17 protein-coding genes are annotated in these 24,372 nt (G+C 66.8%); 13 read left to right on the top strand and 4 right to left on the bottom strand.

The annotated features are described in order from the left end of the window. The first annotated feature begins 231 nt into the window (after positions 1-231). Positions 232-3,735 (top strand): chromosome segregation protein SMC, encoded by a 3,504-nt coding sequence (gene smc / locus AC5P9F_RS09535; RefSeq protein ID WP_164172998.1) that lies wholly within the window; start codon positions 232-234, stop codon positions 3,733-3,735. A gap of 46 nt (positions 3,736-3,781) precedes the next feature. After that, a complete protein-coding gene (gene zipA, locus AC5P9F_RS09530) occupies positions 3,782-4,522 on the top strand; it encodes a cell division protein ZipA (RefSeq protein WP_005410225.1) in 741 nt (246 codons plus the stop codon). Positions 4,523-4,618: 96 nt separating this feature from the next. Here the strand turns inward: zipA and AC5P9F_RS09525 are convergent, their stop codons facing one another. After that, positions 4,619-5,743: a pyridoxal phosphate-dependent aminotransferase gene (locus AC5P9F_RS09525; protein ID WP_043034697.1), complete on the bottom strand. Its 1,125-nt coding sequence runs from the start codon at positions 5,741-5,743 to the stop codon at positions 4,619-4,621. 248 nt (positions 5,744-5,991) lie between these two features. On the opposite strand from AC5P9F_RS09525, the gene ligA reads away from it, so the two are divergent. The 8 genes from ligA (at position 5,992) to AC5P9F_RS09485 (ending at position 18,290) form a co-directional block, all read left to right on the top strand. Further along, on the top strand, positions 5,992-8,463 hold the full coding sequence (gene ligA, locus AC5P9F_RS09520; RefSeq protein WP_308680638.1) for an NAD-dependent DNA ligase LigA: 2,472 nt from the start codon (positions 5,992-5,994) through the stop codon (positions 8,461-8,463). Between the two features lie 49 nt (positions 8,464-8,512). Then, complete coding sequence (locus tag AC5P9F_RS09515; RefSeq protein WP_005413904.1) at positions 8,513-8,998, top strand: GNAT family N-acetyltransferase; 486 nt, start codon at positions 8,513-8,515, stop codon at positions 8,996-8,998. Continuing rightward, positions 8,995-9,951, top strand: a complete 957-nt coding sequence (gene epmA / locus AC5P9F_RS09510; RefSeq protein ID WP_099481443.1) for an EF-P lysine aminoacylase EpmA — start codon at positions 8,995-8,997, stop codon at positions 9,949-9,951. Before AC5P9F_RS09515 ends, epmA begins: the two co-directional genes overlap by 4 nt. Positions 9,952-10,089: 138 nt before the next feature. Then, on the top strand, positions 10,090-10,818 hold the full coding sequence (locus tag AC5P9F_RS09505; protein ID WP_005413902.1) for a DUF3011 domain-containing protein: 729 nt from the start codon (positions 10,090-10,092) through the stop codon (positions 10,816-10,818). A gap of 47 nt (positions 10,819-10,865) precedes the next feature. Then, positions 10,866-11,930 (top strand): S-methyl-5-thioribose-1-phosphate isomerase, encoded by a 1,065-nt coding sequence (gene mtnA, locus AC5P9F_RS09500; RefSeq protein WP_043034692.1) that lies wholly within the window; start codon positions 10,866-10,868, stop codon positions 11,928-11,930. 217 nt (positions 11,931-12,147) lie between these two features. Beyond that, complete coding sequence (gene gyrA, locus AC5P9F_RS09495; RefSeq protein WP_005413900.1) at positions 12,148-14,862, top strand: DNA gyrase subunit A; 2,715 nt, start codon at positions 12,148-12,150, stop codon at positions 14,860-14,862. 130 nt (positions 14,863-14,992) lie between these two features. Further along, positions 14,993-17,521, top strand: a complete 2,529-nt coding sequence (locus tag AC5P9F_RS09490) for a membrane-bound PQQ-dependent dehydrogenase, glucose/quinate/shikimate family (RefSeq protein WP_164225363.1) — start codon at positions 14,993-14,995, stop codon at positions 17,519-17,521. A gap of 286 nt (positions 17,522-17,807) precedes the next feature. Then, complete coding sequence (locus AC5P9F_RS09485) at positions 17,808-18,290, top strand: REP-associated tyrosine transposase (RefSeq protein ID WP_024957222.1); 483 nt, start codon at positions 17,808-17,810, stop codon at positions 18,288-18,290. Between the two features lie 165 nt (positions 18,291-18,455). On the opposite strand, the gene AC5P9F_RS09480 is transcribed toward AC5P9F_RS09485, so the two are convergent. Together AC5P9F_RS09480 and AC5P9F_RS09475 are read right to left on the bottom strand one after the other, a co-directional pair. Continuing rightward, positions 18,456-18,857, bottom strand: a complete 402-nt coding sequence (locus AC5P9F_RS09480; RefSeq protein ID WP_164225364.1) for a DUF3037 domain-containing protein — start codon at positions 18,855-18,857, stop codon at positions 18,456-18,458. Then, the gene (locus AC5P9F_RS09475) at positions 18,835-19,611 is read right to left on the bottom strand and encodes a HipA family kinase (protein ID WP_049422090.1); all 777 of its coding nucleotides are present in this window, start codon (positions 19,609-19,611) and stop codon (positions 18,835-18,837) included. Before AC5P9F_RS09475 ends, AC5P9F_RS09480 begins: the two co-directional genes overlap by 23 nt. Before the next feature lie 239 nt (positions 19,612-19,850). Between AC5P9F_RS09475 and AC5P9F_RS09470 the strand changes: the two genes are divergently transcribed. The 3 genes from AC5P9F_RS09470 to AC5P9F_RS09460 all read left to right on the top strand — a co-directional run bounded on the left by AC5P9F_RS09470 (position 19,851) and on the right by AC5P9F_RS09460 (position 23,298). Beyond that, the gene (locus tag AC5P9F_RS09470) at positions 19,851-20,180 is read left to right on the top strand and encodes a hypothetical protein (RefSeq protein ID WP_005413891.1); all 330 of its coding nucleotides are present in this window, start codon (positions 19,851-19,853) and stop codon (positions 20,178-20,180) included. Positions 20,181-20,348: 168 nt separating this feature from the next. Next, positions 20,349-22,811, top strand: a complete 2,463-nt coding sequence (locus AC5P9F_RS09465; protein WP_005413890.1) for a S9 family peptidase — start codon at positions 20,349-20,351, stop codon at positions 22,809-22,811. A 166-nt stretch (positions 22,812-22,977) separates the two neighbouring features. Further along, complete coding sequence (locus AC5P9F_RS09460; RefSeq protein ID WP_005410210.1) at positions 22,978-23,298, top strand: hypothetical protein; 321 nt, start codon at positions 22,978-22,980, stop codon at positions 23,296-23,298. A gap of 10 nt (positions 23,299-23,308) precedes the next feature. Here the strand turns inward: AC5P9F_RS09460 and AC5P9F_RS09455 are convergent, their stop codons facing one another. After that, positions 23,309-24,292, bottom strand: a complete 984-nt coding sequence (locus AC5P9F_RS09455) for a hypothetical protein (protein WP_043034683.1) — start codon at positions 24,290-24,292, stop codon at positions 23,309-23,311. Positions 24,293-24,372: the final 80 nt, after the last annotated feature.

Raw genomic sequence — 24,372 nt, 5'->3', positions numbered from 1 at the left:
GCAGAACGGGCGCCCGCAAGGGTGCCCGTTTTGTTTTTGGCGCCGTTCCGCGGTGTCGGGCCAGGTCCGTCCGACGGGGTGGGGGTGGGCAATGTTCCACGCCCATTCGTAGAACACGTCCACATCGGTATACTCAGGGCGTCACACCCGTTCCACGGGCATCGATCCCAACAGGATCAATGGCTTGGAGGGTAAACGCAGGCCGCTTGCCGGCCCCAGTCCGGAACCCCTATGCGTCTTTCCACGATCAAGCTGTCCGGCTTCAAGTCGTTCGTCGATCCGACCACCCTGCACCTGCCGACCAACATGACCGGCGTGGTGGGGCCCAATGGCTGCGGCAAGTCGAACATCATCGACGCCGTGCGCTGGGTCATGGGCGAGAGTTCGGCCAGCCGCCTGCGTGGCGACTCGCTGACCGACGTGATCTTCTCCGGATCCAATGCCCGCAAGCCGGTGTCGCAGGCCACGGTCGAGCTGATCTTCGACAACTCCGACCACACGATTTCCGGCGAGTACGCCTCGTTCAACGAAATCTCGGTCAAGCGCACGGTCAGCCGCGACGGCACCAGCAACTATTACCTCAACGGCACCAAGTGCCGTCGCCGCGACATCACCGACCTGTTCCTCGGCACCGGCCTGGGCCCGCGCAGCTACTCGATCATCGAGCAGGGCATGATCAGCCAGATCATCGAGGCGCGCCCGGAAGACCTGCGCGTGTACCTGGAAGAGGCAGCCGGCATCTCCAAGTACAAGGAGCGTCGCAAGGAGACCGAGACCCGCATCCGCCACACCCGTGAGAATCTGGACCGGCTGGGTGACCTGCGCGACGAGATCAGCAAGCAGCTCGAACACCTCAAGCGCCAGGCCAAGCAGGCCGAGCAGTACCAGGCCCTGCAGGAAGAGCGCCGGATCAAGGATGCCGAGTGGAAGGCGCTGGAATTCCGTGGCCTCGATGGGCGCCTGTCGAAGCTGCGCGAAGGCCTGTCGCAGGAAGAGACCAAGCTGCAGCAGCTGATCGCCGATCAGCGCGACGCAGAGGCCCGCATCGAAACCTCGCGAGTGCGTCGCGAAGAGGCCGCCGATGCGCTCAACACCGCGCAGGCGGCGGTCTATCAGGTCGGCAGCACGCTGGCCCGCCTGGAGCAGCAGATCCAGCACCAGCGCGAGCTGTCGCAGCGCCTGCACAAGGCGCGCGACGAAACCCAGCAGGCCCTGGCCGAGCTGGGGAAGCACATCAGTGGCGACGAGGCCAAGCTGAGGGTGCTGCGGGAGGCGGTAGAGGCCGCGACCCCGCAGCTGGAAGAACTGCAGGAAGAAAACGAGATAAAGCAGGAAAGCCTGCGCGAGGCTGAAGACCGGCTGTCCAGCTGGCAGCAGCGTTGGGAACAGCACACCTCGCAGAGTTCGGAAGCCTCGCGCGCCGGCGACGTCGAGCGCACGCGCGTGGACTACCTGGACAAACAGATCCTCGATGCCGACCGGCGTCGTGAAGCCCTGGCCGCCGAGCGCGCCGGGCTGGACGTGGATGCGCTGGAAGAAGCCTTCGAGCAGCTGCACCTGCGGCACGACACGCAGAAGACCGCGCTGGATGAACTGAGCGAAGACGTCGAGCTGCGCAAGCAGGGCGTGGCGGCGGTGCAGGAACAGCAGCGCAATGGCCAGAACGAACTGGCCGAACTGCGCAAGCAGGCCAATGGCCTGCGCGGTCGCCTGGCTTCGCTGGAAACCCTGCAGCAGGCCGCGCTGGGCCAGGAGCAGGGTGCTGCCGTGGCCTGGCTGAAGGCGCGTGGGCTGGACTCGGCGGCGCGTGTCGGCGAACGCCTGGATGTCGATGCCGGTTGGGAAAACGCGGTGGAAAGCGCGCTCGGCCAGTTGATCGAAGGCGTGCTGGTCGATGACCCGGCCAGCCTGGTCGACGCGCTGGGCGAACTGGGCGAGGGCCACATTGCGCTGGTCGCCAACGATGGCGCGGACCTGAAGGTCGCGCCGACCTCGCTGGCTGCACGCGTGCGTGGCCCGGCAGCGATCCGGCGCCTGCTGGCGCACCTGCACGGTGCCAGGGATCTGTCCGAGGCCAAGGTGCTGCAGGCCAGCCTTCCGGAAGGCGATTCGATCATCACCCAGAGTGGCGAGCGCCTGGGCCAGGGCTGGCTGCGCGTATCGCGCTCCGGTGCCGCCGCGCAGGGCGCGCTGCTGCGCGAACGTGAGATCCAGGAGCTGCGTGAGCAGATCGAGCAGCTGCAGGACCGCGAGGCCGAACTGGAAGAACAGCTGGCCGGCTTCCGAGAGCAGCTGCAGGCTGCCGAACAGCAGCGCGAAGATGCGCAGCGTGCGCTGTACCAGGCCCATCGCGCGGTGTCCGAACTGGCCGGCCAGCTGCAGGGCCAGCAGGGCAAGGTGGAGGCAGCGCGCACGCGCATCGATCGCATCGAAGGCGAGCTGAAGCAGCTGCAGGAAACCATTGAAGCCAACAACGAACAAGCGCGTGAAGCGCGCTCGCGGTTGGAGAACGCGGTCAGCAGCATGGGCGACCTGGAATCGACCCGGCAGCGGCTGGAGGGCGAGCGCCGCCAGCTGACAGAGGCCCGTGACCTGGCCCGCGACGCCGCCCGTGCGGTACGCGAGCGCGCGCACTCGCTGGCCCTGACCCTGGAATCGCAGCGTGCGCAGCTGGCCTCGTTGAGCCAGGCGCTGGAGCGCATGGGCACCCAGCGCGGGCAGCTGGATTCGCGACTGGGCGAGCTGCATTCGCAGCTGGACGAAGGTGATTCGCCGGTCGAAGCGCTGCAGGCCGAGCACCAGAATGCGCTGGAAGAGCGCGTTCGGGCCGATCGCGTGCTGACCGAAGCGCGAACGCTGCTGGACGGCATCGACGCCGAGCTGCGCAACTACGAGCAGACCCGCCACCAGCGCGACGAACAGGCATTGGCCCAGCGTGAGCGTATTTCGCAGCGCAAGCTTGACCAGCAGGCGCTGGTGCTCAGCGCGGATACCCTGCAGGCGGCGGTCGAAAAGGCCGGTTTCGTGCTGCAGGACGTGCTCAATGCACTGCCCGAGGACGCCCGCCTGGGCGACTGGGAGCAGGCCGTGCACCAGATCGATGCCCGCATGCGCCGGCTGGAGCCGGTCAATCTGGCCGCGATCCACGAGTACGGCGAGGCCTCGCAGCGCTCGGACTACCTGGATTCGCAGCACGCCGACCTCACCACAGCGCTGGAAACCCTGGAAGATGCCATCCGGAAGATCGACCGCGAGACCCGCGGCCGCTTCAAGGACACTTTCGACCGTGTCAACGCCGGCGTGCAGGCGCTGTACCCGCGCCTGTTCGGTGGCGGCCACGCCTACCTGGAATTGACCGGTGAAGACCTGCTCGACACCGGCGTGACCATCATGGCGCGCCCGCCGGGCAAGCGCGTGTCCAGCATCTCGCTGCTGTCCGGCGGCGAAAAGGCGATGACCGCAGTAGCGCTGGTGTTCGCCATCTTCCAGTTGAATCCGGCACCGTTCTGCCTGCTGGACGAGGTGGACGCACCGCTGGATGAAGCCAACGTCGGTCGCCTGGCCAACATGGTCAAGGAAATGAGCGAGAAGGTGCAGTTCCTGTTCGTCAGCCACAACAAGGCGACGATGGAGGCTGCGCACCAGCTGTCGGGCGTGACCATGCGCGAACCGGGCGTCAGCCGCCTGGTCAGCGTGGACCTGGAAGAAGCCGCACGATTGGCGGGCGCGGCCTGACGTGCCATCCTAATTACCTGAATGAACTAGCCGGAGAACCTATCGAATGTCCGACACGGCACTGTTGCGCATCGGCATCCTGGCCGCCGGCCTGCTGTTGATCGCTGCGATCTTCCTGTTTGGCCGTCCGAAGAAGAAGCCCCAGGGGCGTCGCGTGGAAAGCGCGGAACCGACCGGCGGCGAGCGTCGCGAGCCGGTGCTGGGCGATGATGGCGTCACTGTGGCCGATGGCCGCGTAGAGCCGGGCATGGGCTCGGAAGGCGAGCAGGCCGAGCTTGGCCTGGCCGACACCGACGCCGGCGCGGCCAGCGACCTTGGCAAGCGCGCCACCCAGGACTTCGACAAGATCGTGTCGCTGTTCGTGGCCGCTCGCGCCGGCGAACAGCTGCGTGGCGAAGACATCGTGGTGGCGGCGGAGAAGACCGGCCTGGTGTTCGGCCACATGAACGTGTTCCACCGCCTGGTGGAAGGCCACCCCGAGCGCGGCCCGATCTTCTCGATGGCCAGCATCATGAAGCCGGGCAGCTTCGACATGGCCAACATCCGCGCCATGGAGACCCCGGCCATCGCCTTCTTCCTGACCCTGCCGGCGCCGCTGACCGCGCTGGATGCCTGGGAGAAGATGCTGCCCACCGTGCAGCGCATGGCCGAGCTGCTCGACGGCGTGGTGCTGGACGACAGCCGCAACGCTCTCGGCCGGCAGCGCATCGCGCACATCCGTGACGAACTGCGTGCCTATGATCGCCAGCACCAGGCGCCGCCGCTGACCAAGACCCCGCGCTGGTGAGCGCCATGGTGTGCCGACCAACGGTCGGCACCCACAACAGTAGATCCACGCTATGCGTGGATGGGGCGAACCAAAGGTTCGCCCCCACCAACAGGGTCAGGCCGGTACGCCGGCGACCTTGGCAAATGCCTTGCGGAACGTGGCCATCTCGTCCTCGGTGCCGACGCTCACGCGCACGCGCTGCGGCCAGATCGGCCAGCTGCGGCCGATGATCACGCCGTTGTCTGCCATCGCCTTGGCAAAGGCGGCACCGTCGCGCTGCACATCCACCACGAAGCAGTTCGCTTCCGACGGCACGCAGCTGAAACCACGCTTGCCCAGCCACGCGATGGTGGCCTGCCGCACCTTGGCATTCTGCAGGCGCCGCTGCGCGATCAACTGAGGATCCTGCAGGCTGGCCAGTGCCGCGGCCAGTGCTGGCACGGGTAGCGGGTTGTCGCCCAGGCTGGCCAGTTCGCGCAGGCGGTCGGGATGCGCGGCCGCCACGCCCAGGCGCAGGCCGGCCATGCCATAAAGCTTGGAGAACGTGCGCAACACGATCAGGTCATCGCGCTGCGCCACCTGCGCGATCAGGCTCGGCTGCTCGCTGTACTGCAGGTAGGCCTCGTCGACCAGTACGCGGGTGGACGCAGGCTTGTGGGCCAGCAGCCAGGCGAGCTCATCCGGCGGGCTGATCGAGCCGGTCGGGTTGTTCGGGTTGCACACATACAGCAGGCCGGTCGAGCGCGCGTGTGCGGCGGCCACCATCGCGCGCAGGTCATGTGCGCCGTCGTCGTGCAATGGCACTTTCTGCACGTGCGCACCGTGTGCGGCCGCGACCTCGCCCAGCGTCTCGAAGGTCGGATCGGCGACTACCAGTCCCGCCTGCGGGCCGGTCCACAGCACGGCGGCACGGTTCAGCGGTTCGCTGGAACCCGGATAGAGCCGCACGTGATCGGCCGGAATGCGCGCCTGTTCGATGAAGGCGTCGCGCACCTGACCGGCCAGTGCGAAACGGTAGCGGCCGCAACCGGCGATGCTGTCGCGTGCCGCCTGCTGGGCTGCGGGCGAGGGGCCGTAGGGGCATTCGTTGAAATTCAGCAGCACCGCACCTTCGGCGGGTCCCGGGGCGACGGCTGTCGCGGGTTGGGCATGGCCGGGCCGCGGCAGCCCGCTGCCGGCGACGGCGAGGCCGGCTCCGGCCAGTTGCAGGAAGCGTCGACGGGAAGCGGGCAGGGTCACGGGCAGGATTCCGAAGGGCAGACCGTCGCACGCTAGCGCCGGCGAGGGTGGGCGGCAAGCTGCTTTTTGTGGCGTCGCGCCATGCAGATGTGCCAACCAAGGTTGGCACCTGCCGGAACGAGGGAGAAGGTTGGCACCTGCCGGAGCGGGGAGTGCCCGTCGAGCACGCTCGACGCTGCAAAGGCGGAGGCGTTACAGGGCCTGACGGCTGGGCGCGGTAGAATCCCCGGCCATCCCAGAACCACCGGATCCCGATGAGCCCCAGCCCCGCCGAACGCGCCGAAGACCTTCGCCGGCAGATCGCCCAGGCCAACCGCGCCTATCACGAGCTGGACGCGCCGGAGATCCCCGACGTCGACTACGACCGGATGGTGCGCGAGCTGGAAGCGCTGGAGCGCGAGAACCCGGAACTGGCCCGTGCCGACAGCCCGACCCAGCAGGTCGGTGCGCGCCCCTCTGGCCGCTTCCCGGAAGTGCGCCATGCGGTACCGATGTTGTCGCTGTCCAATGCCTTCAGCGACGAGGAAGTGGCCGATTTCGTGCGCCGCATCGATGAGCGCCTGGGGCGTCGCAGCCTGCGGTTCTCGGCCGAGCCGAAGATGGACGGCCTGGCGATCAGCCTGCGCTACGAGGACGGTCATTTCGTGCTCGGCGCGACCCGTGGCGATGGCAGTACCGGCGAGGACGTGACCGCCAACCTGCGCGAAATCGGTGACATTCCCAAGCGCCTGCACGGCAAGGACTGGCCGGATGTGCTGGAGGTGCGCGGCGAGGTCTACATGGCCCGCGCCGACTTCGAGGCCTACAACGAACGTGCGCGCCTGCAGGGCGGCAAGGTGCTGGCCAATCCGCGCAACGCGGCGGCCGGTTCGCTGCGCCAGCTCGACCCGAAGATCAGTGCGCAGCGCAGGCTGAGTTTCTTCGCCTACGGCACCGGCGAAGTGCAGGGCGGCGAGCTGCCGGACACCCATTCGGGCACCCTGGCCCAGCTCGGCGCCTGGGGCTTCCCGGTCAGTGAGCTGTGCAAAGTGGTGGAGGGCACCGACGGCCTGCTCGGTTACTACCGCACTATCGGTGAACGCCGCGACGGCCTGCCGTTTGATATCGATGGCGTGGTCTACAAGCTGGATGACCGTGCGGGTCAGCAGGCGATGGGCTTCGTCTCCCGTGCGCCGCGCTGGGCCATCGCGCACAAGTTCCCTGCGCAGGAACAGAGCACCACGGTGGAGGCGATCGAGATCCAGATCGGCCGCACCGGTGCTGCCACGCCGGTCGCGCGACTGGCGCCGGTGGCTGTGGCTGGCGTGATCGTGTCCAACGCCACCCTGCACAACGCCGACCAGATCGCGCGCCTCGATGTGCGCGTTGGCGACAGCGTGATCGTGCGCCGCGCTGGCGACGTGATTCCCGAGGTGGTCAGCGTCATTCTCGACCGCCGCCCGCAGGGCACCACGCCGTGGCAGATGCCGACGCGCTGCCCGGTGTGCGGCTCGGAGATCGTGCGTGAGGAGGGGGCGGCGGCGTGGCGTTGTTCGGGCGAACTGTCCTGCCCGGCGCAGCGCAAGGAAGCCATTGCCCATTTCGCTTCGCGCCGTGCCATGGACATCGACGGTCTCGGCGACAAGTACATCGAAACCCTGGTCGACGCGGGCATCGTCAAGAGCGTGGCCGACCTGTACCGGCTCAGCCGCGATACGCTGCTGCACTTGAAGCTGGTGCTGGACGCCGAGGAGCCGTCGGCGCTGGCAGCGGCGCTGAAGCTGCACCTTCCCGCCGAGGGCAGTGGTGCGGTGCTCAATGCGGTGCTCAAGCTGGACGGCAACGATCCGGGCTGGCGCGCGCAGGCGCTGGCGCAGCCGGCCAGCTTCGAATGGAACACGAAGAAGATCGCCACCAAGTGGGCCGACAACCTGATCGCAGCGATCGACGCCAGTCGTGCGGCCACGCTGGAGCGCCTGCTGTTCGCGCTTGGCATCGAGCACGTGGGCGAGAGCACGGCCAAGGCGCTGGCGCAGTGGTTCGGTGACCTGGAGCTGATCCGCCACCTGCCGTGGCCGCTGTTCAAGCGTGTGCCGGACATCGGTGGCGAAGTGGCGCGTTCGCTTGGCCACTTCTTCGAGCAGCAGGGCAACCAGCAGGCCATCGATGACCTGCTGCAGGTCGGCCAGGTGCGTATCAGCGACGTGCATGCGCCCAGTGCCAAGCTGCGCGACGGGCTGGATCTGGCGCAGTTGCTGGTCGAGTCGGAGATCCCCGGCATCACCCGTCTGCGCGCCGAAAAGCTGGTGGCTGCGCTTCCCGGCGCACAGGCGGTGCTCGATGCCGAGCATGGCCAGTTCGTCAACGCCGGCCTGCCCGATGACACCGCGCGCGCTCTGGCCGAATGGCTCGACGCTGATGGCCACGGTGCGATGCTGTTGGCCGCCGAGAACGCGATGCAGGAGATCCTGGCCAAGGCGCCGGCGCTGGCCGAGATCGTGGCGGGTCCGCTGGATGGGCAGACCGTGGTGCTGACCGGCACCCTGGCCCAGCTCACCCGCGATGCCGCCAAGGAACGCCTGGAAGCGCTGGGTGCCAAGGTCTCCGGCAGTGTGTCGAAGAAGACCAGCTTCGTGGTGGCCGGTACCGAGGCCGGCTCCAAGCTGGACAAGGCACAGTCGCTGGGCGTGCCGGTGTGGGATGAGGACCGCCTGCTGGCCTATCTTGCCGAACACGAATGATGACGCCGCCGGGTGCCCGGCACCCGGCATGAAGCACAAAGGAACACCGATGCAGACTGCCCCACTGGATTTCCGCCTGGCCACCCGTGCCGACGAAGAACTGTTGATCGCGTTGATGCGCGAGTTCTATGCCGAAGACAGGATCGACTTCGACGACGCGCGCGTGCGTCGCGGCGTGGATGCGCTGCTGGCCGACCCACGCAACGGCGAAGTGCTGCTGTGGCTGGACGAGGCGGCCGAGGTGGTCGGTTACGCAGTGATCGCGATGGGCTTCAGCCTGGAGCAGGGCGGCCACTTCATGCTGCTGGACGAGCTGTACCTGAGCCATCGTGCGCGTGGTCGCGGCCGCGGCAAGCAGGCGCTGGCCATCTGCGAACAGCGGGCACGGGGCCGCGGCGTAAGCCGCCTGCGCCTGGAAGTGAACCACCACAACGAGCTGGCCCGTCGCCTCTATCTGGCGAGCGGTTACATCGATGACACCCGCGATCTGCTGACCCTGCCGCTGGACCACCCGCGCCCGGAGGGCATCCTGTGAGCGAGGCCCTGCTGCGCGCGCTGCAGCAGCGCGCCGCGCTCAATGCGCTGGTCCGCCGCTTCTTCGCCGAACGCGATGTGCTGGAAGTGGAAACGCCGATCCTGTCGGTGGCCGGCAACACCGAGCCGAACATCGACAGCTTCCATACCGATTTCACCGGCCATGTCGATGCCGGCGGACGCCGCCGCTGGCTGCGCACCTCGCCGGAGTATCCGCTCAAGCGCCTGTTGGCGGCGGGCGTGGGTGACTGTTACGAACTGGGCCGGGTGTTCCGCAATGGCGAGGCGGGCGGCCGCCACAACCCGGAATTCACCATGCTGGAGTGGTACCGGGTTGGCTGGGATCATCATCGCCTGGTGCAGGAGACCGCCGAACTGGTCGGCCAGGCGCTGGCGCTGGTCGGGCGCAGTGCGACCCTGCGCGTGCTGAGCTACCGCGAGCTGTTCCAGCAGCATGTGGGCGTTGACCCGTTCAAGGCCGATGAGGCTGCATTGCGGGCCGCGCTGGGTGATGTGCACATCGATCCGGTCGGTTTGACCCGCGACGACTGGCTGGACCTGTTGATGACCCATCGCATCCAGCCGCAGTTTGATGACACAGTGATGACCGTGGTCCATGACTGGCCGGCCAGCCAGGCGGCGCTTGCGCGCATCCGTGCCGGTACACCACCCCTGGCCGAGCGTTTCGAGTTGTACCTGGGCGCGGTGGAGCTGGCCAACGGCTATCACGAACTGAACGACGCCCACGAGCAGCGCGCGCGCTTCCAGCGTGACCTGCAGCGACGCCATGAACGTGGCCAGGTGCAGCCGGCGCTGGATGAGGCGCTGCTGGCCGCGCTGCCATCGATGCCGGCGTGCGCGGGCGTGGCGGTGGGGGTCGATCGCCTCCTGATGGCGATGAACCGCACGCCGCGCATCGCCGACGTGCTGGCCTACGACTTTGCCCACGCATGAGCGACGTGCGTTCCTGAACGTCAAAGACTGAACGGAATTCCGCGATTCCGCGCTTGCTTCGGTAAGCAGGATGATGCTCTTATCACGGCAGATGCCGGACACTGGCACGCAGTTCATCCATTCCTGCTGGGGAAGGCTTTGGTCAAGTGGTTTGCGGTTGTCGCTGCACCGGTTTACTCCATCGCGCTCTGGGGTGCCTGGCTGCCGTCATCGGCATCTGCGCAGCAGGCCGGCTACGACGGTGAAGTGGTGACCTGCGAATCACGCGATATGGGCTGGGTGCATTGCGATATCGATGTCAGCAACGGCGTCGACCTGGTGCGCCAGCTTTCCAACAGCAGCTGTATCCGTGGCAGCGAATGGGGCACCGACCGCAGTGGCGTGTGGGTCACGCTGGGCTGCCGCGCCGAGTTCCGCGCACGCCGCGCTGCGGGTGCTGCGCCGGTAGCCAGCGAGGGCAAGCGCCTGGTCCGTCGCGTGGTGCGTTGTGAATCCAATGGTCGCCCGCAGAGCTGCCCGGTGCGCCTGGATGGCGCGCCAGTGCGCCTGCTGCGCCAGCTGTCGGCGCTGCCATGCCGCGAAGGGCAGGGCTGGGGCTACAAGCGCAATGAAGTCTGGACCAGCCGCGGTTGCCAGGGGGATTTCGAAGTGGCTGACGAGGACGGCCGATTCGTTGACGTACCACGCAGGCTGACCTGTGAATCGAAGTCGAAGAAGCGCCGCTTCTGCGGCGCCAGCATCTCGGTCGGTGCCGCCGTCTCCGAGCAGCTGTCCAGCACGCCGTGCGAGGAAGGCAGTACCTGGGGCTGGAGCCGCAACGGCATCTGGGTGGACGGTGGCTGCCGCGCCGAGTTCTCGGTGAATTGAGCCCGGGCGGGCTCCAACCCCGGGGGGCGTGGCCCTACAATGGGCCCATGAACACTGCCTCCGACATCGACTACGCCCGTTACGACCATATCCGCCCGATCCTGTGGACCGGCGATGCCCTGCAACTGCTGGACCAGCGCAAGCTGCCGTTCGTGGTCGAGCATGTGGTCTGCCATGACAGTGACGAAGTGGCTGCGGCCATCCACGCGTTGACCGTGCGCGGTGCGCCGGCCATCGGCATCGCCGCCGCCTGGGGCGTGGTGCTGGCCGCACATGACGTGCAGGCCGCAGACGGTGCGCACGCGCTGCAGCAGCTGGAACCGGCGCTGCAGCGTCTGAACGCTTCGCGTCCGACCGCCGTCAACCTGGCCTGGGCGCTGGCGCGCATGCGCCGTTGCCTGAATGCCGCCGGTGCTGACTGGAAGGCGAAGCTGGAGGCCGAAGCGCAGGCCATCGCGGAGGAGGACCTGGCCGCCAATCGCCACATGGGCGCGCTGGGCGCAGGCCTGATCGAAGCTGGCAGCGGCGTGCTGACCCACTGCAACACCGGCTCGCTGGCCACCGCCGGCTTCGGCACTGCGCTGGGCGTGATCCGCGCCGGCATGGCCCAGCATCGCATTGCCCGCGTGTTCGCTGGCGAGACCCGTCCGTGGCTGCAGGGCGCGCGCCTGACCGTGTGGGAGCTGCAGCAGGATGGCATTGACGCCACGCTGATCGCCGATTCAGCCGCCTCGCACCTGATGAAGACCGGCGCTGTGCAGTGGGTGATCGTCGGTGCCGACCGCATCTGCGCCAACGGCGATACCGCCAACAAGATCGGGACCTATCAGCTGGCCATCGCCGCCCGCCATCACGGCGTGAAGTTCATGGTCGTGGCGCCGTCCTCGACGGTGGACATGGAGACTGTGGACGGCAGCCAGATCGAGATCGAGCAGCGCGATCCGGGCGAGCTGTACGGCGTGGGCGGCACCCGCACGGTGGCAGAGGGCATCGCTGCCTGGAACCCGGTGTTCGACGTCACCCCGGGTGAGCTGATCGACGCCATCGTGACCGAGCGCGGCGTGATCCTGAACCCGACCCCGGAGAACATGCGCGCCGCCTTTGGCGGCTGACGCGCGGGGGAGGGGCCGCGTGACCTCCGCCCCCGATGGTGGCGGCCGCTGGCCGGCAACCCCCTAAGTTCCTGATTTGTGCAGGTAAAATACCCGTAAAGGGAGGCGGAAAACGGCCTGTTGTGGTAATATCCGCAGGTTGAATCGAGGTTCCGGCACGACCCCCTCCCGCAGGGGGCTGCGCCGGACTGGACCGCTACCAGACAACGGAACCCGAATGGCAGAAACCGCCAAGGAAATCATCCAGGTCAACCTGGAAGACGAGATGCGCAAGAGCTACCTCGATTACGCCATGAGCGTGATCGTGGGCCGCGCGCTCCCGGATGCGCGCGACGGCCTCAAGCCGGTGCATCGCCGCGTGCTGTTCGCGATGAATGAACTCAACGCGCACAGCAACAAGCCCTACTTCAAGTCGGCGCGTATCGTCGGTGACGTCATCGGTAAGTACCACCCGCATGGCGATCAGTCGGTGTACGACACGCTGGTGCGCCTCGCACAGCCGTTCTCGCTGCGTTACATGCTGGTCGATGGCCAGGGTAACTTCGGCTCCATCGATGGCGACTCCGCCGCGGCAATGCGATACACCGAAGCGCGCATGTCGCGTCTGGCGCATGAGCTGATGGCGGACATCGACAAGGAAACCGTCGATTTCCAGCCCAACTACGACGAGAAGGAACTGGAGCCGACGGTCATGCCGACCCGGTTCCCGAACCTGCTGGTCAACGGTTCGGCCGGTATCGCGGTGGGCATGGCGACCAACATCCCGCCGCACAACCTGAGCGAATCGATCAACGCCTGCATCGCGCTGATCGACAACCCGGAAATCGACGTCGACGGCCTGATGGAGTACATCCCGGGCCCGGATTTCCCGACCGCCGGCATCATCAACGGCACCGCCGGCATCGTCGCCGGCTACCGCACCGGCCGTGGCCGCGTGCGCATCCGTGCCAAGGCCGATATCGAAGTGGCCGACAACGGCCGCGAATCGATCATCGTCACTGAAATTCCTTACCAGGTGAACAAGGCGCGTCTGATCGAGAAGATCGCCGAGCTGGTCAAGGAAAAGAAGATCGAAGGCATCAGCGAGCTGCGCGATGAGTCCGACAAGGACGGCATGCGCATCTACATCGAGATCAAGCGCGGTGAATCTGCCGAGGTTGTGCTGAACAACCTGTACCAGCAGACGCAGATGGAATCGGTGTTCGGCATCAACATGGTGGCGCTGGTCGATGGCCGCCCGCAGTTGATGAACCTCAAGCAGATGCTGGAGGCGTTCGTCCGCCACCGTCGCGAAGTGGTCACCCGCCGTACCGTGTTCGAGCTGCGCAAGGCGCGCGCCCGTGCCCACGTGCTGGAAGGCCTGACCGTCGCGCTGGCCAACATCGACGAGATGATCGAACTGATCAAGACCTCGCCGAACCCGAACGAAGCACGCGAGCGCATGCTGGCCCGCGTGTGGGAGCCGGGCCTGGTCGGTGCGATGCTGGGTGCCGCCGGCGCCGAAGCCTCGCGCCCGGAAGACCTGCCCAAGGGCGTGGGCCTGATCGAGGGCGGCTACCAGCTGACCGAGATCCAGGCCACCCAGATCCTGGAAATGCGCCTGCACCGCCTGACCGGGCTGGAGCAGGACCGCCTGACCGATGAGTACAAGCAGCTGCTGGAAGTGATCGCCGGGCTGATCCACATCCTGGAAGATCCCGACCGCCTGCTGCAGGTGATCCGCGAAGAGCTGGTCAGTGTGAAGGCCGAATTCGGCGACGAGCGTCGTACCGAGATCCGCCACAGCGAAGAAGACCTGGACATCCTTGACCTGATCGCGCCGGAAGACGTGGTGGTCACCGTGTCGCATGCCGGTTACGTGAAGCGCCAGCCGGTGAGCGTGTACCGCGCGCAGCGCCGTGGTGGTCGTGGCCGTAGTGCGGCGGCGACCAAGGAAGAGGATTTCATCGAACAGCTGTGGCTGGTCAACACGCATGACACGCTGCTGACCTTCACCAGTTCGGGCAAGGTGTTCTGGCTGCCGGTCTACCAGCTGCCGGAAGCGGGCTCCAACGCCCGCGGCCGTCCGATCATCAACTGGATCCCGCTGGAACCGGGTGAACGCGTGCAGGCCGTACTGCCGGTGCGCGATTACGCCGATGGCCAGTTCGTGTTCTTCGCCACCAAGAACGGTACGGTCAAGAAGACCCCGCTGGGTGAGTTCGCCTTCCGTCTGGCGCGCGGCAAGATCGCGATCAACCTCGATGAGGGCGACGCGCTGGTCGGCGTCGGCCTGACCGACGGCCAGCGCGACATCCTGCTGTTCGCCTCCAACGGCAAGACCGTGCGTTTCGGCGAGGACAAGGTCCGCTCGATGGGCCGTACCGCCACCGGCGTGCGGGGCATCAAGATGCCGGCCGGCGAGGAAGTGGTCAGCCTGATCGTGGCCGAAAGTGCCGGTGGCATCGAGGACGAGAACGAGGACGACAGCGGTGTCGAGGAAGCCGCCGCCAATGGCGATGCGGTGATCGAAGGCGCCGACGACGCCAGCGTTCAGTACATCCTGACCGCGACCGAGAACGGCTATGGCAAGCGCACCCCGCTGCCGGACTATCCGCGCAAGGGCCGTGGCACCCAAGGCGTGATCGGCATCCAGACCACCGAGCGCAATGGCAAGCTGGTCGCCGCGGTGCTGATGGGCTCCAGCGACGAAGTCCTGCTGATCTCCGATGGTGGCACCTTGGTGCGTACGCGTGGCTCGGAAATCAGCCGCGTCGGCCGCAACACCCAGGGCGTGACCCTGATCCGCCTCTCCAAGGACGAGAAGCTGCAGGCGGTGGAGCGCATGGATGCCTCGATCGACGAGGACGAGGACGAGGTGGTTGCCGCCGCCCCGGCCACGACCGACGGCGCACCGGCTGCTGCCAGCAGCGAGGACGCCGCGCAGGAGTGATCCTGCCGCGAGCCTGAGGTACCGACGACGCCGGCCCTGTGCCGGCGTCGTCGTATCCGGGTGCCACGCATACGCGCGCGCTTCACGCAGGCGGTGGGATAACGGCGCATGCTGCCCCCGGAGATCGACGATGTCCGCCACGCCGCAGTCCGCTCCTGCTCCCGTTCGCGCCTCCCGGCATCCCCTCGTCACCGTGCTGTCGCTGCTGCTGGTCGTGCTCGGCCTGGTCATCGGTGGCCTCGGTGCGTGGCTGCTCAGCCTTGGCGGCTCGGCGTACTACGCCATCGCCGGGCTCGGCCTGCTGGCCAGCGGAATCCTGTTGTTCGGCAACCGCCGCAGCGGCGCGCTGCTGTATGCGCTGGTGTTCATCGGCACGCTGCTGTGGACCTGGTGGGAATCGGGCAGCGACTACTGGCGCTGGGTACCGCGGCTCGGGCTGGTGACGGCGCTGGGCATCGTGCTGGCGCTGCTGGCGCCGACGCTTCGCGAGCCGGTTTCAAAACGCCTGTCGCGCAGCGTGGCGGGCGTGCTGATGCTGGTGTTCGTGGCCGCCTTCGGCCTGGCCTTTGCCCCGCATGGGGAAGTGGACGGGCGCCTGCCGTTCCCGGAAGGCGCAGTCAGCGCCGGACTGGAACCTACGCGCGATACCACGGGCCTGCAGCCGGCTGACCAGCCCGCCGAGGGCGACTGGCCGGCGTGGGGCCGCAGCAATGCGGGCACCCGCTATTCGCCGCTGCAGCAGATCACCCCGGCCAATGTGGCCACGTTGCAGCCGGCCTGGCAGTTCCGTACCGGGGATATGCCGAAGAAGCGCTGGGGTGCCGAAACCACGCCGCTGAAGATCGGCGACCGCCTGTACCTGTGCACCGCACGCAACCGCCTGATCGCGCTTGATGCTGCCAGCGGCAAGGAACTGTGGCGGTTCGATCCAAAGGTGAAGGATGCCTCGATTCCCTATACCGCTGCCTGTCGTGGTGTGAGCTATTACGAGCAGCCCAGCACGCCGACCCTTGCCGACGCGGCATTGGCCGATGTCGCTGCCGATCTGGCCCTGCCGGAGCCGCCGCCCAGCGTCACCCGCAGCGCTGCACCGGGCAGTCGTCCGGCGTGCTGGGCGCGCATCATTGAAGGCACGCTGGACGGTCGCATCATCGCGGTGGACGCGGACAGCGGCCATCCCTGCGCCAACTTCGGCAACAACGGACAGGTCGACATCACCCTGGGCATGGGCGAGGTGCCACCGGGTTACGTGTCGATCAACTCGCCGCCGGCCATCGTGCGCGGCGTGATCGTGACCGGCCACCAGGTGCTGGACGGGCAGCGCCGCGATGCGCCGTCGGGCGTGATCCAGGCGTACGACGCCATCACCGGCAAGCTGCGCTGGGCGTGGGACATGGACCAGCCCGAGCGCAACGGCCTGCCGCCGCGCGAGCAGACCTATACGCGCGGCACCCCCAACATGTGGACCACGGCCACCGGTGATGAGGCGCTGGGCCTGGTCTACCTGCCGCTGGGCAATGCCGCGGGCGACTACTGGAGCGGCGCGCGCACGGAAAACCAGAACCGCTATTCCACCTCGCTGGTGGCGATCGACGTGGCCACCGGCAAGCCGGTCTGGCATTTCCAGGCGGTGCGCAAGGATGTGTGGGACTACGACCTGGGGTCGCAGGCCAGCCTGATCGACTACCCGACGGCGGCGGGCAAGGTGCCGGCAATCCTGCTGCCGACCAAGCAGGGTGACATGTACATCCTCGATCGCCGCAACGGCCAGCTCCTGACCGCCGCCGAAGAGCGCAAGGTGCCGGTCGGCGGCGTCGAACCCGAGCAGCGTTCTCCCACCCAGCTGTTTTCGCTGTACCACACGCTGCGCCGCGAACATGACCTGACCGAGCGTGACATGTGGGGCATCACCCCGATTGACCAGCTGGTCTGCCGCATCCAGTTCCGCAAGGCGTACTACGAAGGGTTCTACACGCCGCCGAGCAGCGAGCGCCATTCCATCGAGTACCCCGGCTACAACGGCGGCTCGGACTGGGGCAGCGTGTCCATCGATACGCGCCGCGGCGTGATCGTGGCCAACTACAACGACATGCCCAACTACAACCGGCTGGTGCCACGCGCGGAGGCCGACCGGCTGGGCTGGCTGCCGCGCGAGAAGGTCCGGTTCGACAAGGGCGGTGCCGAAGGCGTGGGCGACCCGCAGGTGGGTACGCCCTACGCCATCCAGGTCAACGCCGGCTGGCGGCTGCCGTTCACCGGCCTGCTGTGCAAGCAGCCGCCCTATGGCGGTATCCGTGCCATCGACCTGCGCACCGGCAAGCTGCTGTGGGACCGTCCGTTTGGCAGTGCGCGCGGCAACGGACCGTTCGGCATCCGTTCCGGCCTGCCGATCGAGATCGGCACGCCGAACAACGGCGGTTCGGTAGTGACCGCCAGCGGCCTGATCTTCATCGCCGCCGCCACCGATGACCTGCTGCGTGCCATCGATCTGAAGACCGGCAAGGAGCTTTGGCACGCCAAGCTTCCTGCCGGCGGCCAGGCCAATCCGATGGTGTACGAGCAGGGCGGGCGCCAGTACGTGGTGATCATGGCCGGCGGCCACCATTTCATGGAAACCCCGAACGGCGATTACGTGATTGCGTTTGCGTTGCCCAGGTAGGGCCGACGGGGTAGAACCGGCTGGGTAGAGCCGACTGGATAGAGCCGACTGGATAGAGCCGACTGGGTAGAGTCGACTGGATAGAGCCGACTGGGTAGAGTCGACTGTTAGTCGACTGCTCTTCTCTCCCATGCTGGAAAGCCCGCGCTTCGCGCGATAGTCGACTAACAGTCGACTCTACCCAGGCGACTCCACATCCCCGGACGCTGCATCAAGATGATCCCTGATCCTGACGTTGGCAGTGAACCGATGTCGAGCATCCATCCTGGCGGGCATTCTCGAACTCATGCCCAGCCCTCAACTGCTTGCCGGCCGCCGATCCATAGTCGGCAACGTCTACACCATCACCATGGTGTGCCGGAACCGCCATCGTGTTTTCGATAGCCCTGCCAATGCCGACCTTGCCATGCAGCTCCTCGGATCGATGGATCGGGAAGGCCTGACTGCATCGTTTGCCTGGGTGATCATGCCGGATCACATCCACTGGCTGGCTCAACTACGTGGCCATTCGCTGGGCTACTGCGTGCAGCGCTTCAAGGCGCGCAGCAGCTTTCTAATCAACCGGCGGCGAGGGAGCCAGGGTGCAATCTGGCAGGCGGGTTATCACGATCATGCGATCCGCAGTGACGCGTCGCTGCACAGGCACGCTTGCTACATTCTGGCAAATCCCGTTCGAGCCGGTCTTGCCGCGCAGATCGGTGACCATCCGTACGGATGGTGCCGCTGGCCGTTGAGCGAGCTTGAGTCGGCAGGCGAACGTGCTTGGTGATGGAACCGACCGGGCAGAGTCGGCCGGGCAGAGTCGACCGGGTAGAGTCGACCCGGTAGAGTCGACCCGGTAGAGTCGACTGTTAGTCGACTGCCTTAATCAATGCCGCCGAAGAGCCCGCACTGCGTGCGTTAATCGACTAACAGTCGACTCTACCAGTCGCCCCTACGCGTTAGGTGCCGGCACCCGCACCATCTTCGTCATCAAGTGTTCCACCACACCCGCAGGGTCCGCCGTGCGGCCCACATGCGTGCTCGACATCTGCACGATCGAGCTGCGCTTGGCAGTGAGGAAATGGAAGCGCGCGCGCGCAGGCAGCTGTGCGATCGGCCCGGCGCTGGCATCACCGCGGCAGATTGCCACGATCGCATCCAGCCACGGTTGAAGCGCCTCCTGGTCCAGCGCCGGCGCGAACGCGTGCAGGCGTGCCGGATCGATCTCGATGGCCGCTTCCAGATGGCGCGCGCCAGGGCAGGAGACGATCACCCCGACGTTGATGAATTCCTCGCGTTCCACCCGCGGTACCACGCGGATGACCGCATAGTCATACGTGTGCAGCGTGGGCACGGATGGCCTCCTGCACGAACACCGCACGCACCTTCAGGCGGTGCTTGAGGTAATTGATATAGCCCTGCCGGTAGGCCTGCGGGCTGTCGAACGCCGGTTCGTCCACCAGCCAGCTGTCCGGCACCAGGCCGACGATGCGCTCTATCTCGGCATCGGTCAGGCGCGCGGCCAGCTCGGCATCCACCTCGGCGATGCGACTGGCGAACGACAGCAGCACATGGTCGCGGATCAGCACGAACGGCTTTTCGCACGCATCGCCGGCGTTGGCCCAGTCGTGATGGAAGTACATGGCCGCACCGTGATCGATCAGGTACAGCTTTCGATGCCACACCATCAGGTTCGGGTTGCGCGTGGTGCGATCGACATTGCTGGTGAACGCATCGAACCAGACGATGCGCGAGGCCAGGTCTGCATCCACCGGCATTGCCGCCGGATCGTAATTGATCGCACCGGGCAGGTAGTCCAGGCCCAGGTTCAGGCCTTCGCTGGCGCGGATCAGCTCCTGGATTTCCGGGTCGGGCTCGGTGCGGGCGAACTCGCGGTCCAGCTCGACGAACAGGATTTCCGGAATCGGCAGGCCCAGCGTGCGTGCCATCTCGCCGGCGATCAGCTCGGCGATCAACGCTTTCGGGCCCTGGCCGGCGCCACGAAACTTCAGCACGGCCATGCCGTCGTCGTCGGTCTCGACCACGGCCGGCAGGGAGCCACCTTCCCGCAAGGGCGTGATGTAGCGGAGGGCATGTACGGTGCGCATGCGTGCATTCTAGCGTGGGTGCAGGCGCAACCCTCTGACCGGCGAGGACCGATTTCGGCCTTCACCTGTCCCTTCCGCCTGCGATGGCAGCATCCTGCTACAGGAACCCTTGGGTTCATGGGCGTACTGGCACTCTCGATGCAGAGGCTCCAGGCTGGGTACCTGCTCGGCTGCCAGCGACGCGCACTGCGAAGCGGAAACCTCATCCACGATGTCCTGCAGGCTACGGAGGTGCACCGATGAGCGACGAATTCACTCCCATTCTGCCGACCTTGGACGATGCCAAGGCGGAAGAAATGATCGGCAAGGTCGTACTGGTCGGGGTCACCCGCTATGGTGGCGACGGCCAGGTGAAGGGGCTGGAGCAGTACGCCGGCACGGTGTTGCGCATCAGCGCCGACGAGGGCGTGGTGCTGGCCGACGAGAATGATGGCCACGAGCGCTATCTGCCGCCGATGCTGGACCAGTACCAACCAGCCGAGCCCGGCGAGTACCGCATGCGCACCAGCGGCATGATCGTGGTCGATCCCGATTACCTGGCCACCTGGGACCTGCACGCGCAGCAGTAGTGCCAGGCCATGCCTGGCAGGTGCCGGCAGTGCCCCGGCACCTCCCGGAGCCCTCACTTTGCCCCATCCGGCCACTAGTCCTTCCGGCCCATTCACGACAACCCCTGCGGTGCTAGATTCGGGTCCATGCCCGATTCCGGGCGCCCATTCACACCCCAGGGGATAAGGATGCTGATCCGTCGAACCTCTCTGGCGGCGGCTGTTGCCGTTGCCACCGTCGGCCTGCTGGCCGCTGGCCCGGCGCTTGCCGATTACGCGAAGCCGCCGGAACACCTGCTCAAGGTGCTGAAGGCACCGCCGCCGCCGGCGCCGAACGTGGCCCCGGGCGGCCAGCGCCTGCTGCTGACCACCGCGCAGACCTACCCGTCAATCAGCCGCGTCGCCCAGCCCTATCTGAAGCTGGCCGGCGTGCGCCTGGAGCCGAAGAACCGCAGCCGCCATGACACGCCAGGTGGCTACGGCATTCCGGCCTGCGTGGCCGACTTCACCCTGGTCGACATCGGCAGCGGCAAGGAGACCAAGGTCAACCTGCCGCAGGGCTGTGCCACCGGCGCGCTCTGGTCGGCCGATGGCAGCCACTTCGCCTTCCAGAATGCGGTCGATACCAGCGTGCAGCTGTGGGTGGGCGATGCGGCCACCGGGCAGGTGAAGCAGATTCCGAACGTGCAGTTGAATCCGATCTTCGGCAACACCGTGCAGTGGCTGGGCGGCAGCCAGAACCTGCTGGTGAAGCTGGTGCCGGCCAACCAGGGCCCGGCACCGTCCAACGGCGGCGTACCGACCGGCCCGGATGCACAGGAGTCGCTGGGCAGCAGTGGCGAGAGCAGCACCTACGAAGCCCGCGACACGCTGACCAGCGTGCATGACGAGAAGCTGTTCGCTTATTACGGTGCCTCGCAGCTGGCCGTGGTCGATACCGCCGCCAACAGCGTGCGTCCGGTCGGGCAGCCGGCGCTGTTCAACGAAGTCAGCGCCGCACCCGATGGCGTGCACGTGCTGACCGAATCGATCAAGGCGCCGTACTCGCATGCGGTGACCTACCAGCGCTTCGCCAACGACGTGGCCGTGCTGGACATCGCCAGCGGCAAATCCACGCCGATTGCCAGCCTGCCGCTGGCCGACCGCGTACCGGTGCATGGCGTGCCGGAAGGCCCGCGTGGCTTCGACTGGCGTGCCACCGATCCGGCCACCCTGGTCTATGCCGAGGCACTGGACAAGGGCGACTGGAAAGTCAACGTGCCGCACCGCGACCGCGTGCTGATGCTGAAGGCCCCGTTCAACGGCAAGCCGACCGAAATCACCCGTACCGCGCAGCGATTTGAGGGCTTCGCGTGGACCGCCGATCCGGCCTTGGCGTTCCAGTACGAGAACGACGAGAACCGCCACTGGATGCAGACCCGCATCGTCGATGTGGACCAGCCGAAGAAGGAAGGCCGCCTGCTGTGGGACATGTCCAGCGACGAGCTGTACGCCAACCCCGGCAACCTGGTCTTTACCCGCTTGCCGAATGGCGCGCAGGTCGTGCGCCGTGAGGGCAACCATGTGTTCCTCAGCGGCCGTGGCGCGTCGCCGCAGGGCGACCGTCCGTTCCTGGACCGCCTGGACCTGGGCACCCTGAAGAGCGAGCGCCTGTTCCGCAGCAGTGCCGACGCCTACGAACAGTTCCTCGGTTTCAGCAGCACGCCGGGGCGCTACCTGACCTGGCACCAGTCGGTGATCGATCCTCCGAACGCCTTCATCCGCCAGCAGGGTGAGGCAGTGGCTGATGCGAAGACCGGCGAGGCGCAGTTCGCGTCCACCGCGACCGCGCTGACCAAGCTGGTCGACCCGACCCCGGAGGTGCGCCAGATCAAGAAGCAGCTGGTGACCTACAAGCGTGCCGACGGCGTGGACCTGTCGTTCACCCTGTACACGCCGCCGGGCTACAAGGAAGGCCAGCGCGTGCCGGCGATCCTGTATGCGTACCCGGCCGACTTCGCCAATGCCGCGCAGGCCGGCCAGGTGTCCGGTTCGCAGCAGACCTTCACCCGTCTGCAGCCGTACCGCCTGATGCTGCTGGCCGGCTACGCGATCATCGACAACGCCTCGTTCCCGATCGTGGGTGACCCGAAGAACGCCTACGACACCTACCTGGAGCAGCTGGAAGCCGACGCCAAGGCGGCGGTGGACAAGGCCGTGGACATGGGCGTGGTCGACCGCAACCGCATCGGCGTGACCGGTCACAGCCACGGCGGCCTGATGACCGCCAACCTGATCGCGCACACCAAGCTGTTCAAGGCCGGCGTGGCGACCAGCGGTTCGTACAACAAGACCTTCACCCCGTTCGGCTTCCAGAACGAACGCCGCTCGGTCTGGCAGGCGCAGGACGTGTACCTGAAGGCCTCGCCGTTCTTCTATGCCGACAAGATCAAGCTGCCGCTGCTGCTGGTCCACGGCGAGGACGACGCCAACCCGGGCACCGAGCCGTTCCAGTCGCGCAAGCTGTACCAGGCCATTCGTGGCAACGGCGGCACCACCCGCCTGGTGATGCTGCCGAACGAACCGCACTGGTACACCGCGCTGGAGTCGAACGAGCAGCTGGTATCGGAAATGCTGAACTGGTTCGACACCTACGTGAAGAACGCCAAGTGAAGGAACAGGAAGGCCACCTCCGGGTGGCCTTCCTGCATCCTGCTGTAACCAGCCGCACGCGCTCTGCAATCAACTGTGGAGACTCGGTAACGACGTGTTACCGGCACATTCGCGTGCCACGCAGATGGGCTAGGCTGGCCCTGTGAGTTCGTCCCGGGTCGGTGCAATGAAAGCCATCGTTCTTGCTGCAACGTTGTCGTTGGTCCTGGTTTCAAACGCCCATGCCCAGTCGCTGCCCACCGAGCTGGCGCAGCTGGGGATCATCGCCGGCATGCCCTACGCCAAGGCCAAGCGCCTGCTGGATGCTGCGGGATGGCAGGTGAAGCCGGCGCAGGGCGCGCCGGAATCGCTGGAGGGCTTTCCGGAAGTGGGGTGCCAGAAGGGCGGGAAGCAGTGCGCGACGACCTTCGAGAAGGGTGAACAGCAGATTGCGGTGCGGCTGGGCACTACCCTGGCAGGGCAGCCGTTCGTGCAGAGCGCTGATTGAGCACCCGAGCTCACGCCAACGGCAGGCGGTCCTGCGCATGCGCCAACCGGTCGTGCAGTTCGCGCACGTGCTCGGCCTTGGCATGGATGCGCGTGGTATCACCGAAACTGCGCAGGTAGGCGCACGCGGCGAAGCCGGCACTCTTCTTTTCGTACTCGGCAATCCAGGCCAGGCGATCCGGGTTGTTGGCCTGCTCGGCTGACCACGCGGCCACCGGCGGACGGATGCGGTACCTCAGGCCAACGCGCCACGGCTTTGGTGTCAGGCGCGCACGGAAGCAGTGCTGCAGCCGGCACATGCGCGCGTACAGGGTGTCGGCGCCCAGCGTTCTGAAGAACGCCTGAAGCTGCTCGTCTTCGGGCAGGAACGTGGCGTGCATGGCCAGCACGCGCAATCCAGCCGGCGTGCGGTACGTACGCAGATGCCAGTCCGGATGCTGTTCGCTGAAGGCCGCGACCCGCTGCAGGGCTACGCCTTCGGCGCCACCGGCCGCGGCCAGGCGCCGCTTGCGCTGCATCAGCATCGCCGTGTTGACCAGCAGCACCGCTGCCACCCCCAGCACCAGTCCCACCAGCCAGTGCCAGATCAGAGTGCCGATGACGGCGCCAGCGAACAGCAGCACTGCGGCGATGATTGCAGGCATCACGCAACCGGCAGGTGGCTGCGCATGATCGATGTCGGCGAACAGCACGTCCGGGGTGTTCAGGCACAGCGCACCGTAGCTGTTGCGTGTAATGATGACGTCGCCGTCGCGCTGCACGATCTGCTCGCGGATCGGCACGCCCTCCACGCCGTAGTTGCTGCGCACTTCGCGTCGCGGAAGCGCCTGCCCGGCGAGGATGGCATTGAGGGCTTCGTTGGCGCGGCGATCGGCGTGCACCTGCGCCTCGGCAGGGCCTTCGTCGGACCAGCCGAAGCGGCGCACGACCACCGGCCGGCCACGGAAACGGGCCTGCAGGCGGGCTTCGGCCCAGTACGCGGGAACGATCATCATCGTGCGGTGCTCCATCTTCCATGGCAGGTGCCGAAGCGAGTCTGGCACAGCGCCGGTGCGCCCGCATCCGCCTGCTGCAG

It is taken from the genome of Stenotrophomonas sp. YJH_SMC_4 (assembly GCF_059371575.1).
The sequence above is the reverse complement of the archived record's forward strand: the minus strand, read 5'-3'. Positions and strand labels throughout refer to the sequence as shown.